This is a genomic window from Pseudomonas sp. H1_D05 (genome assembly GCF_054682705.1).
In genome coordinates, this window is the sequence record NZ_CP162825.1 from 4,898,785 (window position 1) to 4,913,668 (window position 14,884).

Annotated in this window: 15 protein-coding genes; 8 read left to right on the forward strand and 7 right to left on the reverse strand. The window is 57.3% G+C overall.

Annotated features, from left to right (window positions below):
- Positions 1–7: 7 nt before the first annotated feature.
- The 7 genes from AB4O11_RS22165 to AB4O11_RS22195 all read left to right on the forward strand — a co-directional run bounded on the left by AB4O11_RS22165 (position 8) and on the right by AB4O11_RS22195 (position 6,092).
- Positions 8–433, forward strand: a complete 426-nt coding sequence (locus AB4O11_RS22165) for an ExbD/TolR family protein (RefSeq protein ID WP_003201710.1) — start codon at positions 8–10, stop codon at positions 431–433.
- Between the two features lie 3 nt (positions 434–436).
- The gene (locus AB4O11_RS22170; RefSeq protein ID WP_093433049.1) at positions 437–1,141 is read left to right on the forward strand and encodes an energy transducer TonB family protein; all 705 of its coding nucleotides are present in this window, start codon (positions 437–439) and stop codon (positions 1,139–1,141) included.
- 39 nt (positions 1,142–1,180) lie between these two features.
- Positions 1,181–2,878 (forward strand): putative porin, encoded by a 1,698-nt coding sequence (locus AB4O11_RS22175; RefSeq protein ID WP_099759024.1) that lies wholly within the window; start codon positions 1,181–1,183, stop codon positions 2,876–2,878.
- 17 nt (positions 2,879–2,895) lie between these two features.
- Positions 2,896–3,525: a DNA repair protein gene (locus AB4O11_RS22180; RefSeq protein ID WP_320336880.1), complete on the forward strand. Its 630-nt coding sequence runs from the start codon at positions 2,896–2,898 to the stop codon at positions 3,523–3,525.
- 17 nt (positions 3,526–3,542) lie between these two features.
- Entirely contained in the window at positions 3,543–4,010 is a 468-nt protein-coding gene (locus tag AB4O11_RS22185; RefSeq protein ID WP_460128547.1) for a YbjN domain-containing protein, read from the forward strand.
- Entirely contained in the window at positions 4,007–4,954 is a 948-nt protein-coding gene (locus AB4O11_RS22190; RefSeq protein ID WP_257354887.1) for a peptidylprolyl isomerase, read from the forward strand. The genes AB4O11_RS22185 and AB4O11_RS22190 overlap by 4 nt, the downstream gene beginning before the upstream one ends.
- Positions 4,955–5,111: 157 nt before the next feature.
- Complete coding sequence (locus tag AB4O11_RS22195) at positions 5,112–6,092, forward strand: LysR family transcriptional regulator (protein WP_460128550.1); 981 nt, start codon at positions 5,112–5,114, stop codon at positions 6,090–6,092.
- 406 nt (positions 6,093–6,498) lie between these two features.
- Here AB4O11_RS22195 and AB4O11_RS22200 read toward each other — a convergent pair whose 3' ends face one another.
- Positions 6,499–9,378 carry a hypothetical protein gene (locus AB4O11_RS22200; protein WP_460128552.1) on the reverse strand — a complete coding sequence of 960 codons (2,880 nt, stop codon included), beginning with the start codon at positions 9,376–9,378 and terminating at the stop codon, positions 6,499–6,501.
- A 316-nt stretch (positions 9,379–9,694) separates the two neighbouring features.
- Here AB4O11_RS22200 and AB4O11_RS22205 point away from each other — a divergent pair, with 316 nt between their 5' ends.
- A complete protein-coding gene (locus tag AB4O11_RS22205; protein ID WP_320336877.1) occupies positions 9,695–10,213 on the forward strand; it encodes a GNAT family N-acetyltransferase in 519 nt (172 codons plus the stop codon).
- A 1-nt stretch (position 10,214) separates the two neighbouring features.
- Here AB4O11_RS22205 and AB4O11_RS22210 read toward each other — a convergent pair whose 3' ends face one another.
- The 6 genes from AB4O11_RS22210 to AB4O11_RS22235 form a co-directional block, all read right to left on the reverse strand.
- Positions 10,215–10,907, reverse strand: a complete 693-nt coding sequence (locus tag AB4O11_RS22210) for an aspartate/glutamate racemase family protein (protein ID WP_460128554.1) — start codon at positions 10,905–10,907, stop codon at positions 10,215–10,217.
- Between the two features lie 118 nt (positions 10,908–11,025).
- A complete protein-coding gene (locus AB4O11_RS22215; RefSeq protein WP_093433029.1) occupies positions 11,026–11,475 on the reverse strand; it encodes a DUF2599 domain-containing protein in 450 nt (149 codons plus the stop codon).
- On the reverse strand, positions 11,475–12,407 hold the full coding sequence (locus AB4O11_RS22220) for a halovibrin HvnC (RefSeq protein WP_093433026.1): 933 nt from the start codon (positions 12,405–12,407) through the stop codon (positions 11,475–11,477). The genes AB4O11_RS22215 and AB4O11_RS22220 overlap by 1 nt, the downstream gene beginning before the upstream one ends.
- Positions 12,408–12,445: 38 nt before the next feature.
- Complete coding sequence (locus AB4O11_RS22225) at positions 12,446–13,393, reverse strand: halovibrin HvnC (RefSeq protein ID WP_460128556.1); 948 nt, start codon at positions 13,391–13,393, stop codon at positions 12,446–12,448.
- Between the two features lie 73 nt (positions 13,394–13,466).
- Positions 13,467–13,661, reverse strand: a complete 195-nt coding sequence (locus AB4O11_RS22230; protein ID WP_460128558.1) for a hypothetical protein — start codon at positions 13,659–13,661, stop codon at positions 13,467–13,469.
- 164 nt (positions 13,662–13,825) lie between these two features.
- Positions 13,826–14,857, reverse strand: a complete 1,032-nt coding sequence (locus AB4O11_RS22235; protein WP_460128560.1) for a hypothetical protein — start codon at positions 14,855–14,857, stop codon at positions 13,826–13,828.
- Positions 14,858–14,884 lie beyond the last annotated feature (27 nt).

Below are 14,884 nucleotides of genomic sequence, written 5' to 3' on the forward strand. Positions count from 1 at the left end.
CACTGACATGGCTTCTGTAAATGCCTCCCACGACGATGATGACGATGCCGCGGTGGACAGCATCAACATCACCCCGCTGGTCGACGTGCTGATGGTGGTGCTGGTGATGTTCATCCTCACCGCCACCGCGCAGGTTTCCGGGATCCAGATCAACCTGCCCAAGGCCAGCGCCTCCGTGTCGCTGTCCGAGGCCAAGACCAAGGCGATCTCGGTTAACGACGGCGGCCAGGTGTTCCTCGACGCCTATCCGGTGACATTGGCTGAACTGGAAGAACGCCTGCGCATCGAGAAGGCGCAGAGCCCGGATTTCCCGGTGATCGTGCGCGGCGATGCGACCGTGCAATACCAGAAAGTCATCGAAGTGCTGGATCTGTTGCGCCGGCTCGAACTGTCCCAGGTCGGTCTCGTCACCGGCAAACCGAGTCAGGGCTGAGTCATGACCGCACAACTCCCGATCGAGCCGCTGCCGGTGAAAAAACCAGCGCTGCGTTATGCGAAGTGGGGCGCCGGCTTGCTGATCGGCGCGCTCGCCGCGTGGTTCCTGTGGCAGTGGGCCAATGACATGAGCGGCATCCGCCGCGAAGCGCCGAAGGTGCCGACGATCATTCCGTTGCCACCGCCGCCACCTCCGCCGCCAGAAAAACCGCCGGAGCCGGAAACCCCGGTCGAAGAAAAAGTCGTCGAGCCCGAGCCAACGCCCGAGCCAGAAGAGGTCAAGCCCGAGGAAGAGGCACCGCCATCGCCGGCGGACGATCTGGCCAACCCGATGCAAATGGACGGCGATGCGCAGTCCGGCAATGACGCTTTCAATATCGGCGCGGGCAAGGGCGGCGGCATGGCCGGGACCGGCGGCGGGCGTCTGGGCACGGGGACGTACAGCCAGTTTCTGGCGTTCACCTTCCAGCGTTTGCTGCGTGAGAACCCTGAGCTGCGCAACCTCGCGTTCTCGCTGCAGGCCGACGTGTGGCTGAGCGGCGTCGGCGAAATCACCCGGGTCGAGCTGATCAAGTCCAGCGGTAACCCCGAAATTGATACGCAAGTGCTGGCCGCGTTACGCGGTGCGCCGGCGCTGAGCGAACGGCCACCGGCCTCCATCACGTTGCCTGTGCGCCTGTCCCTGCAAGGGCGGCGTCCGGGTTAATTCACTTATTTACGCTTTGCCAAAAGGAGTTGTGTGCAGATGATTTCCAATGTGAATCGATTGTCCCTGGCGGTCGGCATGGTCATTGCGACCCTGGTCGGTCAGGCCGTGGCAGCGCCTGCGCCCTCGGAGAACGCCACGATCAATCTGATCCGCTTGCTGGTCGAGCAGGGCATTCTGAAACAGGACAAGGCCGACGCGCTGATCGCTCAGGCGCAGAACGAAGCGGCCCAGGCCAAACAGGCCGCCGCATCCACCGCAGTCGCGGCCGGGCCGGTCGCTGCGCCGGGTGACGTGCGTGTGCAATACGTGCCGGCAGCGGTGCGCGACCAGATCCGCGACCAGGTCAAAGCCGAAGTCATGGCCACCGCCAAACAGGAAAACTGGGCCGCGCCCAACAGCTTCCCGGAATGGGCGGCGCGCATCAGTTTCGACGGCGACATTCGCCTGCGTGATGAATCGCGCTACTACTCTGACAGCAACAGCAACGAGATCGTCGACTTCGCCAAGCTCAACAACAATGGCCCGTACGACGTTAACCCGAACAGCAGCACCAATCTGCCGCCACTGCTCAACACCCGCGAAGACCGCACCAACCAGTTCCGCATCCGCGCACGGCTGGGCATGAAAGCCGAGATCTCGCCGCAATGGACTGCCGGCATTCGCATCGGCACCGGCTCGGACAACAACCCGGTATCGACCACACAAAGCCTCGGCGGCGGTTTCGCCAAAAAGGACATCTGGCTCGATCAGGGTTACCTGAACTGGAAGCCGACCGATGAGTTGACCCTGACCGGCGGGCGTTTCGCCAACCCGTTCATGTCCACCGACATGCTCTATTCCAACGATTTGAACTTCGACGGTGTGGCAGCGATTTTCGACCACAAACTCAACCGCGATTGGGGCGTGTTCGGCACCGTCGGTGCGTTCCCGGTGGATTACACCAACGACACCGCCAGCAGCAACGGCTTCGACAAGGAAGAGAGCGACAACAAGTGGCTGTACGGCGCGCAGATCGGCGCCAAGTGGGCAATCAACAGCAACAACCGTTTGAAAGGCGCGCTGGCTTACTACCGCTTCGACGACATTCAAGGCCAGCGTTCCAGCCCTTGCGAACCGTGGGCCGGCGCGCCAGGTTGCGACAGCGATGGCAGCCGCGCAGCGTTCATGCAGAAGGGCAACAGCGTGTTCCTGCTGCGCGACATCACGCCGAACCCGCTCAACCCGACCACCACGCCGCAGCCGCAGTTTGTTGGCCTCGCTTCGGAATTCAACCTGCTCGATCTGAACATGGTCTGGGATGCCGACCTGCCAGAAGATTTCAAACTGCGCAGCCAGGGCAACTACATCCACAACCTCGCCTACGACGAAGGCGACATGCGCAAGCGTTCGGCCGGGCAGATCGTCAACAACCTCGACAGCAACGGCGACATTGAAAGCGGCGCCAATGCGTGGATGGTGCAGTTCACTCTCGGCAGCGCGCTGGACCTGAAAAAGCAGGGCGACTGGAACATGTTCGCTGGCTACAAGTACATCCAGCCGGATGCCTTGCCGGACGGCTTCAACGACTCGTCGTTCCACCTCGGCGGCACCAACGCCAAGGGTTATTTCATCGGCGGCAACTATGGTCTGGCGAAGAACGTTTACGCGACCGGTCGCTGGATGAGTACCGAAGCGGTGTACGGCGCGCCGTTCGACATCGACGTCTTGCAGCTTGAGATCAACACGCGCTTCTAAGGCGCCGGGAGAGGGTTATGAAAACGCGATTTGTGTTGCTCGGGCTCGGGCTGTTGATTGCCACCGGGGTGAATGCCGAAGGCATGGAAGAGCGCCTGCGCACGCAATTGCGCAGCACCACGCAACAGTTGCAGGCCCTGCAAAGTCAGCAGGCCCAGGCCAGCGCCGCGCAACTGGCGGCGCAAAACGAAGCCAAGGCTGCGCAGGCGCAAATCAAGCAATTGAGCGCTGAACTGGCCAAGGCCAAAGGCGTCGCTGAGCAACTGGCCGGGCAGCAGCAGAGCCTGCACAGCCAGGCGCAGGCACAGGTAGCGGCCAGCGCCGAGCAGACCGGCAAGTTCAAAAAGGCCTATGACGAGTTGCTGGTCATGGCCCGAGCTAAAGAGGCAGAACGGTCTAAGCTTCAAGCGCAATTGACTGAACGTGACACACAAGTGCAGCAATGTTCAGTCAAGAATCAGCAGATGTACGGCGTCGCCAAGCAGATCCTCACTGCCTACGAAAACATCGACGTGGCCGAGGTGATGAAGATCCGCCAGCCCTTCGCGGGCAGCGCCCGGGTCAAGTTCGATGAACTGGCTCAGGGGTTTGGCGACGACCTTTACAAGACTCAATTCGACGCGCCGCAAGCCGCGCTCACGCACTGACAAACAAGGAAGAAACAATGACTCAATTGATCAGCCACGTATCGCCAAAATCCCTGACCGAAGTCCTGCAAGCTGCAGGTTATCGCGTCAACGAAACCGAGCAGAACGGCATCGTCCAGTTGCTCAGCGCTAGCCAGGGCATTGGTTACGCCGTGCGTTTTGGTAATCCGGCGGTGGAGCAGGGCAGTTACGTCGATTTCACTTTCAGCTGTGCGCTGCGGGTGCAGGGTGAGTTGCCACAGGGTGTGGCCGAGCAGTGGAACGCGAGCCGTCGTTTTGCGCGTTTGTCGTTGCAGGGCGAGTTTCTGGTGATGGAAATGGATGTGGTGGTGGCGGGCGTGAGCAACGATCACCTGCGTGGCAACCTGGAATTGTGGGATCGCCTGTTGCAGGAGTTCATCGTTTATCTGCGTGACTTCACCCAGAACGGCAGCGCGCAGACCGCCAAAGTCGCCGTCGCCGAGCAAGAGGAAGTCGCGCTGTGAAAAAGCCTGCCATGGTGATCAGCGCCGCAGCGGTGGCGTTGTTGGTGGTAGCCGTGGCGCTGGTGGTGCGGCCGGGCAGTGACCCGGTCGCCGCCCAGCAATCGTCGTCCGTAGCGGCGGTTGCAACGGGGCCGGCGGTGGCGCGGTTGGGTAATCAGCAGGTAACCCCTGCGGAACTTCAGGCGTTGCTGGCTACAGTTCCGCCGGAAACCCGCGAACAATTGCGCGGCAATCGTGAGGCGCTGGAGCGCTGGATTCGCACGCGTCTGGCCGAGAAAGCGGTGCTCGAGCAGGCCGATGCGCAGGGCTGGGCGCAGCGTCCCGAGGTTGCGCGGCAGACCCGGGCAGCGACTGAGCAGATCGTGTTCCGTGATTACTTGCGTTCGGTCAGCCAGGTGCCGGCGGATTATCCGAGTGCGGCTGAATTGCAGCAGGCCTATGACGCCGGCAAGGCGAATTGGCAGACGCCGGCGTTGTATCGGGTCAGCCAGATTTTCCTTGGGGTGAATGATCCGCAAGGTCTTGAGGCTGTGCGCAAGCAGGCCACCGAGCTGAGCAAGAAAGCGCAGGCGACACCGGCGGAATTTGCTGCACTGGCGACGCAGTATTCGCAGGATCGCGTCACCGCTGAACGCGGCGGTGATAGTGGCCTGCAACCGTTGCAGCAACTGGTACCGGAGGTGCGTGGCGCCGTGGCGCGGCTCAAGGTTGGCGCAGTCTCTGATCCCGTCCAAAGCGCCGCTGGGTTCCACGTGATCAAACTCACCGAACAACAACCGGCGCGCGCCGCAACTCTTGATGAACTGCGCGATCAACTGACCCAGGCCTTGCGTGCGCAGCGGCAGGAGCAGATTGCCCAGGCGTATCTGGACGGCATGCTCAACACCGCAACCCTGAGCATCGACGGCGCTGAACTCAACAAAGTCCTCGAGGAAAAACACTGATTTCACCTTCACCACAAACCCCCTGTAGGAGTGAGCCTGCTCGCGATAGCGGTGTGTCAGGTTAAGAAATGTCGACTGACACACCGCTATCGCGAGCAGGCTCACTCCTACAGGGAGCTGCGTTAAGACAAATACAAAGATCGACAGGGAGTCATCGATGTCATTCACCGAACCCGCAGGACGACCGGGCACCAACGATTACCACTGGCCGCACGACCACAGCGAACCGTGGCTCGCACACGCCGCCGCCATCGACAGCGAAGTCGCGCAATACTTCCTCGTCAGCGCCCGCTGCGGTTGCTTCATGCAAGCCGCGCGCAGCCTCAACGTGCGCGCGACCTTGTTGCGCAAACAACTGGCCCAGCTTGAGCAAGAACTGCAACACACCCTGTTCAGCTTTCAGGGCAGCGCCTTGAGCCTCACCCGCGAAGGCCAACAGCTACAGGCCAAACTCATAGCGCTGGCCAACGAACGCAAACTGCCGGTGATCGAGCAACCATTGATCCGCCTCGCCGTCGCCGAATCGATCCTCCACGACATCCTCGGCCGCGATCTCATCGCACTGCTGCGGCGCAACGCCAGCGTGCGCCTGGAAATCATCGCGCTGGACAGCGAACTGTCCCTGCGTGCGGTCAGCGCCGACATCGTCCTCTGGCTCGCCCACGGCGAAACCCCGCACCCCGGCCCGACCTTCGCCACCAGCGAACCGCAAGCGCTGGCACGCCTCGATTACCTGCCACACATCGCCAAACGCTACTCCCGCGTCACTGCACGGCCGGACACCCCCGACGACCTCGCCGACTTCATGCTGGTGCAATGGCAACATGACCGACAGATCAGCAGCTTCCGGCCGTGGAATGACCTGGTTGAGCAGAGGTTGGCCGGGGTGGTGCAGATGCAGTCTTATGAGTTGATGCTGGAGATGATTCGTTGCAGCGCTTGCATTGGGTTGTTGCCGGCGTATATGAGCCGGTTTGATCGAGGCCTGATCGCACTGCCGGGGCTGTTCGATGAACCGATGCGGTTACAGGCATGGCTGGCCGTTAACGCTGAGTCGCAGAATGTGGCCGAAGTGCAGACCCTCACGGACCTCATCCACCACACCTTCAATGAACGTCAGGAATGGTTCCAGCCGTGATGCATTCCCTTGTAGGAGTGAGCCTGCTCGCGAAAGCGGTCTGATAGCTCCCACAGGGTTAGAGGCCGAACGGGGCGTTGTGTCCGACCACAATCCAGAGTGGGAGTGAGCTTGCTCACGAAGACGCCGGCACATTCACCGACGATGGAGACTGAACTGACGCCTTCGTGAGCAAGCTCACTCCCACAGGGATCTATAGTGAATCTGGATCGGGTCAACACCCTGGAAAACTGTGGGAGCTTTACGCCCACTGAATGCACTCAATCCAACTGTTGGAGTGAGCCTGCTAGCGATAGCGCCCGATCAGCCGCTGAAAACCTGACTTATCGGGCACAACGCAAATGTTTCAGCATCAGCCTAAAACCCGTCTGATTGCTAGTCGTGTTATGTTTCCGTGAGGGTGGCGTTATTTGTAGAGTCGTATGTAATCAATTTGATAGTTTGTGCCGGTTCCTCCAGTAAAGACAAATGTTATTGAGTTAAAGCTTGCGCTTGCTGGGATATCGCATAATTGAACCGTTTGAGTGGGGTTTTGAGGTAGTTGCTTGGTCGTAATTAATGTTTGATTCATATATAGGTAGATCGTTGCGGGTTGTGTGGCCGGTGATTGTGCGATCCAAAAACTAATTCTTCTATACGTTGGTTTCAGTCTTATCTTAAATTGTCCTAGAGTATAGGTTGAGCCCCCCAGCACTTTTCCCTCTATTTTTCCAGGAAATGATTGAATAGGCGCACTAATGCCAATTGGGTTGCCAATGTTCTCAATGGTTATTGCAGGCGTCTCAAATTGTTCCTGGTACTTTATCGTATGATCTGGCAGATCATCAAAGTTCTCCTCCACGTAATCCACAACCTTTAAAGTCCTCGGCGGGGTCGACACCAATCCACTGCCATATTTCGCAACAGCAGTAAAACTGTACGTTCTGAGGGTCAAGCCATCGATTGTCTGACTCCAATCTCCGTTTGTCTGAGCCTTGATGACAGGCCCTATCGTGGACGCTCCATCGTAGAGTTGAATATTCTGACCGGCACTTGCAGTTCCGCTTAACGTCACAGCGAAATCGGCTGTCGTTCCGCCCTCTGCAATGTTTTCCCGGATCGAATCTTTTACTCCGGTAATCGCAGGTCGAACTTCCACGAATGCACTGATTTTATAAGTACGTAACAGAAGAGGCACCGCTGCGTTCCCATCAGTACCACCATCGAGACTGAAAGCGCATTTAACCCGCAAATCCGTACCATCCTTTAGCGCTTTCAACCAGTCGACGGGCGCTGTCACCGATAATCCAGTTGCCGAATCATTCGGCTCGCCACTGCGAACCACCTCTGTAACCGGATTTCCGTTCTTGTCACTACCTTCACACGTGATCCAGAGCGGTTGCCCCGGCTTCTGCAAAGGCCATTTCGCCGAAAGAATCCTAGCGTTGGATTCAAGTTCATTCGTTTCCAGTACCTCACCAGTCTCCCCGGCAATATTCGGCGTCGGCAACCGAGGATCATTCTCGGCAATGGAATTAATAACCAACGTCAAATCCGTCGAATCCCCCACCGGCTTGCCGCCACTGATCAATGTCCAATAAAACCTTCTACTGGTTCCCCTGCGCGCCACCAGAAACGCTGAATCAAGCGGAAAGTCAGCCTGGCTATTCGGATCAAGCGTCACCACTGGAAACGGCTCACTCCCAGGCAGCGGATCACGATCTTTGAGTTGCGCTTGTTGCCCCGGCAATGCTTGCGCAAACGCGACGCGCAAGGTGACGCCTTGCTCGTAAGCCAGCACATCGATCGGATTGACGGCCGGTGCCAACAGCACCGGCGGCTGCATGCTCACTACATTAATCGTATAGGCATCGGAACTCTGTCCCGCTCCATACAACTCCTTCGCCACGAAAACGTATGTTGTCTCGTCCAGCCCCGGAATGAGCAGCGTCCAGAGACCGGTGACGCCATCGACATCGGGTTTGCCGTGGGACACCTGCCCGCTGAACACCTCGACTTTTTCCCCTTTTTTCGCGACGCCGGTTAGCGTGACAGCGGTTTCCACAGTGTCGCTGCCATCAGGAATTTCCTCTCCACTCGGCGATCCGGTGATCAGTGAGATCACCGGTTTGTCATCACCGACTGTGCCGCCAATCACATCAGCCTTGGCCACTCTTGAATCGCCAATGACTTCGCCGTTGCGTTTGAGCTGGTACGTTACTTGAATCTTGCTGCCCGAAACGACTTTGCTTTTTTCCAGTTTCATAACGCAGGGCAGCAACACGCCGAAGTTTTCTTCGAATATTCCATTCAGCTCCCATTGCGCATCGGGCTGGGTGGCCCGATACATCGCCACAACTTCATCGCCCTTTTTATGGATACCTGCTTTGGGGGGTACCACTACCAATAGTGAATCCCCGAGGATCTTGTCCAGATCTACGATCTCGGGCACATCCATGTCGTCATCAATGACTTCACGCAGGATCGCCTTGTCCAGAATCAACTGGGTAAGGTTGATGTCCGCTCGACTGATCTTCGACCAGCGTCGCTTGTGAGTAGCATTGAGTAGTTGATCGACCACGGTGTAGGAGAACGGGCAGGCATCCAGACTGCCGACCAGTTGAAACTTGTCTGAATCAATGAACAGAGGAACAGGTTTGCCAACATCCGCCGGTTTGACGGTGAAAGAGAACCGCTCGCGGCGGATCTCCAGGGTGATCCGGTCGTAGGCCTTCGTGTATGGATAGTCGACAGTAAGGGTGACGCCTTTCTCGACTTCATCCTTGCCAATTCGTGGTGGATCGCCAAGTTCGGGTGGAAAGTTGAGTTCAAGGTCAGGGTGTTCATCGCCATCGTCTTCCGGCACATCGTTGCCACCGGGCAGGGTGTCGCTGTACAGCACCCATAGCTCTGTGGAAGTCCCGGTGTTGCCGCTGGGGCGGTGCGTTTTATAGAGGATCTTGTTGACGACGTTGTCCAGCAAGTCGGTCTGGAATACATCAAATAAAAACTGTTTGTCGCGATTTTCGGGGGTGACCGTTGTGCTCTGGATTTCTTTTCCGTTGAGCCAGAAGGAGATGGCATTGATGTCGTCGCTGCTGTCGACCGGCGGTGGATCGATGCGCAGTTTCACTGCGCCCGCCAGCACTCCGTTGAGATTGAGCACGGGGAGGAACAGGTTCAACGGCACACCTTGCACGGGCACATCTGGCGGCGGCGTCGGGTCGCTGATTACATTTGTGGTCGCACCGTCGATTTGACCGGGATAGAGCGCTAGCACTGCGTTGTTCACTTTATCGTTTGTCATGAAAGCACCTTCCTTTGTCGGGCGGCCTGATACGCGGGACTGCCGGGATGGTTTGATCAAACACCTGAGCAGGACGTTTGCCTACTGTCAGATCTGACAGGTGCGGGCGGGTTTCTGACGAACGGTTGTATAGCCGGACTCGCTTCAGGGCTTTTACGCCGGCGAGCCTGCTCGTGAAGGTGCGGTGTCAGTCATTGAACATGTCGCTGACAAACCGCTGTCGCCATCAGGCTGGATGCCACATTTTGATATTCGCCAGACAGCGGTTTATCGGTTTAGAGTGGTCAGCCACACATCGATCCAGGAAGGATCCGCCATGCCAGACCACAACCCTGCCATCCACCTCGAGCGTTTCAACGAATCGCACATTGAGGGCATCACTGCGCTGTACAACGATCCAGCTGTGGCGCGTCAGGTGCTGCAGATGCCGTTTCAGTCCGTTGAGGTCTGGCGCCAGCGCCTGCTGGCGGACAACGAACGGGCGGTGAAGCTGGTTGCGCTGCATCAGGGTGTGGTGATCGGCAATCTGGGGCTGGAGGCTCATTCACGGATGCGCCGGGCGCATGCCGGCAGTTTCGGTATGGGCGTCGCCGTGGCGTGGCAGGGCAAAGGCGTGGGCTCGACGCTGTTGGCGGCGGCGCTGGAGGTTGCCGACAACTGGATGAATCTGCACCGCGTCGAACTCACCGTGTATGCCGATAACGAAGCGGCCATCGGCCTCTACCGCAAGTTCGGTTTCGAGGAAGAAGGCCTGTTCCGCGACTACGCCGTGCGGGATGGGCAATGGGTCGACACCCTGAGCATGGCCCGTCTGCGCAGTCGTCCGAAAACCTGAGTCAGTCGCCCAGGGCGAACGTCACCGCCGACTGTGCATGCAGTTCGGTGGTGTCGAGCAGGGGCAGGGCGCTGTGTTCGGGTTTGATCAACATGCCAATTTCCGTACAGCCGAGGATGATCGCCTGCGCGCCGCGTGCGGTCAGGGATTCAATGACCCGCTGATAGATTTGTCGCGACTGATCGCTGATCACGCCGACGCAGAGTTCGTCGTAGATGATCCGATGGACTTCATTACGCTCGGCCTCGTCCGGCACTAACACGGTCAAACCCTTGGCGACCAGGCGTCGCTTGAGGAAATCCTGTTCCATGGTGAATGCGGTGCCGAGCAATCCGACCGTGCGTGCATCTATGTTCAGAGCCGCCTGTGCGGCCGGTTCGGCAATGTGCAGAAACGGAATGCTGATCGCCGCCTGAATCTGTTCGGCGACCTTGTGCATGGTGTTGGTACACAGCACCACGCATTCCGCGCCGCCCGCTTCAAGCCTGCGCGCAGCATCGACCAGAATCGCCGCCGCATCGTCCCAGCGCCCGGCGTGCTGGGCCTGTTCGACAGGGCCGAAGTCGACGCTGTACATCAGCATTTGCGCCGAGCGCAACGGGCCGAGACGATCGCGGACTTGCTGATTGATCAGTCGATAGTATTCGGCGCTGGATTCCCAGCTCATGCCGCCGATCAGGCCGATGGTGCGCATTGAAGTTCCTCGGGCAATGGCCTGACGCGAGTGAAGACAGGCCTGCACCGAGTTTCCTTGGGTTAAAGGATGGATGCCAGCAGCAAAATAACTGTAACGATGAAGTTTTACGCAAGTGTCATGGTGCAGGCTCAGGTAACGGGATGACGTGATTGCAACCGGCGGCGAGTGTCTTGGCATATCCGACATCCGGACGCCACGGCTCGAGATTCCATTCGGGTTTATCGCGCGCGATCGCCAAGTGGCAAATCAGTTGGTGGCGCATGCCGTGGGTATTTTGCCAATAGCGGCTGTTGGAATAATCACGTGTCAACTCATCCCAAATAAAAGGCGTGGCTTCCGGGAGGGTTTTCCTGGCACAAGGTGTGGGTGTGATGGAAAAAGTCCATTCATATTCCCGATACACCCAATGCGCGCTCTGAATGTATTTTACGCAGCGCTCGACCGTCAGAATGAAGCTATCCGGGTCGTCCGATTTTGGCTGCGCATGAGCCGGCCAGCTCAACAGTGCCGTCAGGCCGATGGCAGCCATTGCGAACGTTGTAGAGATTGTGCGAACAGTGCTCATTATCTGATTTCCTGGTCTGCTGCGGAGTAGGTGAACGTCGCTGTACCGGTCGCGCTGGCGGCCAACTCCACGCGAATGATGGGAACGATCACCTTCGCACTGGTCGAGTTATAAAAATCCCGTTGGTTGTATTTCGCATCGGCGAGCTGCTTGGGATCGGTGCTCGAACCGAGGTAGAAGAACGCCAGGATGGGGAAGGTGTTTTGCTTGCCGGCAGGCCAGGTTTTGATAAGTATGTCGTTCCATTGGGCGAAGCCTGTTTGCCCTAACAAGCTCTTGGCGCGCAGCGATTGATAAAACGCCGGGCCGGCGAGCATGTTGCGTTCGTCTCTGACATCAAAGTCGCATTGACGCCGGTTTTGATCGCCAGGAGCGCCATCCCAAGCCGCTTTGAATTGCTCGCCGGTGGTTATGTTTGCATCCTGGCAGTGGCCACTCTTCGGGTAAGAAGGGTGAGCAACGCAAACGGCGGTTGCACTGCGATACCATCCATAAGAGTCCATGGGATACGCACATAGCACTGCTAACTGGTCAGTGCCGGCAAGCCTTTCCAATATCGGATACAGCATGTAGCCATTGGCGTTGCCCCAGGCCATTTTGCTGAAGTTGCTATCAGCACGCAGATAGGAGAAGTTGACTCCGCCATTTTTTACCGAGGTCGGACTCGGATCCCAGACTTTATAAGTATTGTTCGGGTCTTTTTCCGTAACCCTGATCATCACCCCTGAACATAGAAAGGCAGGTTGCGAATCCACTTTGTTGCAATTGGGGAACTTGCGGGCGTAGAGCGTCGTGAGATAAGTGGCGGTAGCCGGGCCATCCATTCTCTGGCTCTGCACTGCGCTCGCGTCGATTACATCAAGTGATTGCGATGCAGGCTGTGAGCATGCCGTCAACAAACCGATCAGCAAGAATGCGACTATTTTGTACATGATGATTTCCTTTTCCTTCAACTAGAGTTGGAATGGGCTTACTGGAGGATCACCTGATCGGCCTGTATGTAAGTAAAAGTCGTGCCACTACTGGCAAGCGTCAGACGAATGATCGGTACGATGACTTTCGGATTGGTCGAGTTATAGAAATCACGCTGGTTGTACTGGGCGTCCGCCAGGCCCGCGCTGCCGTTTAAGTAGAAGAACGCCATGATCGGAAACCTGTTGGCAGGGAAGGACTGTTTACATGAAGTGGCAGGGTTGGCGCTGGTGGGGTCGCACCAGGTCTTGATCTGGATTTCGTTGTGATTCTCGTTGCGCGGATTGGGCAGCCCTCTGGCGCGTATGGATTGATAGAACGCCGGGCCGGCCAATGCATTGCGTTCATCCCTGACGTCAAAGCCGCATTGCCGTTGATTGGGGCTGCCGCCGGGCACTTTCCAGACTTCGTACCATTGTTCTGCGGTGGTCACGCCCGCGTTTTGGCATAGCTGGCTTTGCGCTGGATAGCTCGCGTGTGCTGCACAAGGGGTATTGCCACGAGTGTGACTCCAAGCGTCGTACGGGTAAGAGCACAGTATTTGTTGATCAAGCTTGTCTGTGGGCGCTTCGAATATCGGAAAGAGTATGTAGCCGTTGTTATAACCATAAGCGAAGCGTGCGATGTTGGAGTCTGCTCGCAGATAGGAAAATGTCACCATGCCCTGTTTTACCGAAGTCGGGCTCGGTTCCCAGACTTTATATTTGTTGTCAGGATCCTTGACGGTGACTCTGATTATGACGCCTGAACAGAGAAACGCAGGTTGAGAGTTTGAGTTGTTGCAGTTCGCGTACTTGCGGTCGTACAGGGTTGAAAGGCGTGCGGCAATGGCAGGCCCATCAATGCTCTGGACTATATTGGTAATGGTGGGCGCCGGCAGTTGCCGGGTGTCTTGGGAACAACCGAACAACACAGCGATTAATATGAAACCGATTATTTGGCGCATGATGATTTGCTCTTCACCGTTCAGGGTAATGAGAAATGTCGGTTTGATTGCGGTTGCCCTGCCTCGTAACTCGCTAGAGCCTCACCCTGAGGCACCATGAAAAGATCAGTGGCTCACTGGTCCCGGTACGTTTGAGCGTGTAGTTGAACATCACGTCTTTGCCGCGGTTCTCTGTGATCCACGCCGCTGGAATCGGGAAGTTGGTGTAAGACTCGTTGACGATGTCCACCTCGTCGCTATAGCGGGTGGTCACACCATGCAACGCCATACGCACTCTGTAGGGAGCTTCAAGTGTCGGGTAGTAAACCCTTAAATTGGTTCTGTCCGTATTGATCGTGGGTTGCCCTAGAAGGTGCTTCTGCTCGGTGAATGCCAGATTCAGATCGCGAGAGGGCTTGTCATCGGTAGTGCCGGGCAATCTGACCGTGTAGGTTACTTCTGCCCGACCACCGCCCCCCATAGTGTCGATGACCTCCAGGCGCGGAATCTGGAAATGCAACGTTTCCCAGGTGTTTTTACAGTCTGCACCTCAGTGGTGTAGGTGAAGTTGCGTCCGAGCCATTGGACTTTTACCGTTTGCCCTGTGTCGGAGCCTGTGTAGTTGACTTCTGCCGTGGCGAACTTGGCTTCATAAAAATCCTTGATGAAGTTCAGTAGCGTGCCGCCGGACTCTTTCGCTTCCAGTACCTTGGGCCTGATCAGATCGAGCTCCGGTTGTCGGCGTAAGTGAACATCGATCAACGTGGTTTTTGACCAGATGGCTTGGGGGCCGGAAGAGTTGCCGAGTTGATCGGTGACTCTGAAACGCATGGCGAATTTGGGGTTGTCCTGCCAGAAGTCGATGGCGACCAGTTTCAATACCACGCTGCCTGCCGCTGCTTGCGCCGCGCTGACGACATGCTCTTTTTCCAGGCTATCGCAATAAAGCGTAATGATGTCCCGCTCGCGCATATGGATGTAACGCAGAGTCACATCCACGCCCTTTTCTGCGCGGCCGGCATCGATGCCGTCGGTGATGACATCGGCCGGAAGGCTCATGATCAGATTGGGATTGTCTCCACCCCCCGAAATCTGGTCACCGGGGCGCGGGGTGTAATAGAGCACTTTCAGCGCCTCCGAAGTTTCGGGATCCTGACCGACTCGGGTCACTTGCAGGCGTACCAGGTTGATGTCGTTTTTCAATAGTGCGGCAGGTAGATACATGTTGAACCGCTGATTCTCCTCGCCCGGCTGGGTAACCTTGTTGATCACCGCGACATCCGAGGTTCCGAGCAATATGCCTGCGTCGTCATAGGCGCTATGGTTGAGCCATGGATCGATTAGCAGTTGGAGAAAGCCACTGTTGTGCAACGACAGGGGAACTCCGCCATGTGGCTTTTCCGGATGTTGTATGGCTGTAACCCAGCCTGGAATTATCACAGGGGCGATGTCTTGGGGTTGTGTTTTACCGTTATCGACGGTCATGCGGCTTCTCCGGAACTCAAGCAACTC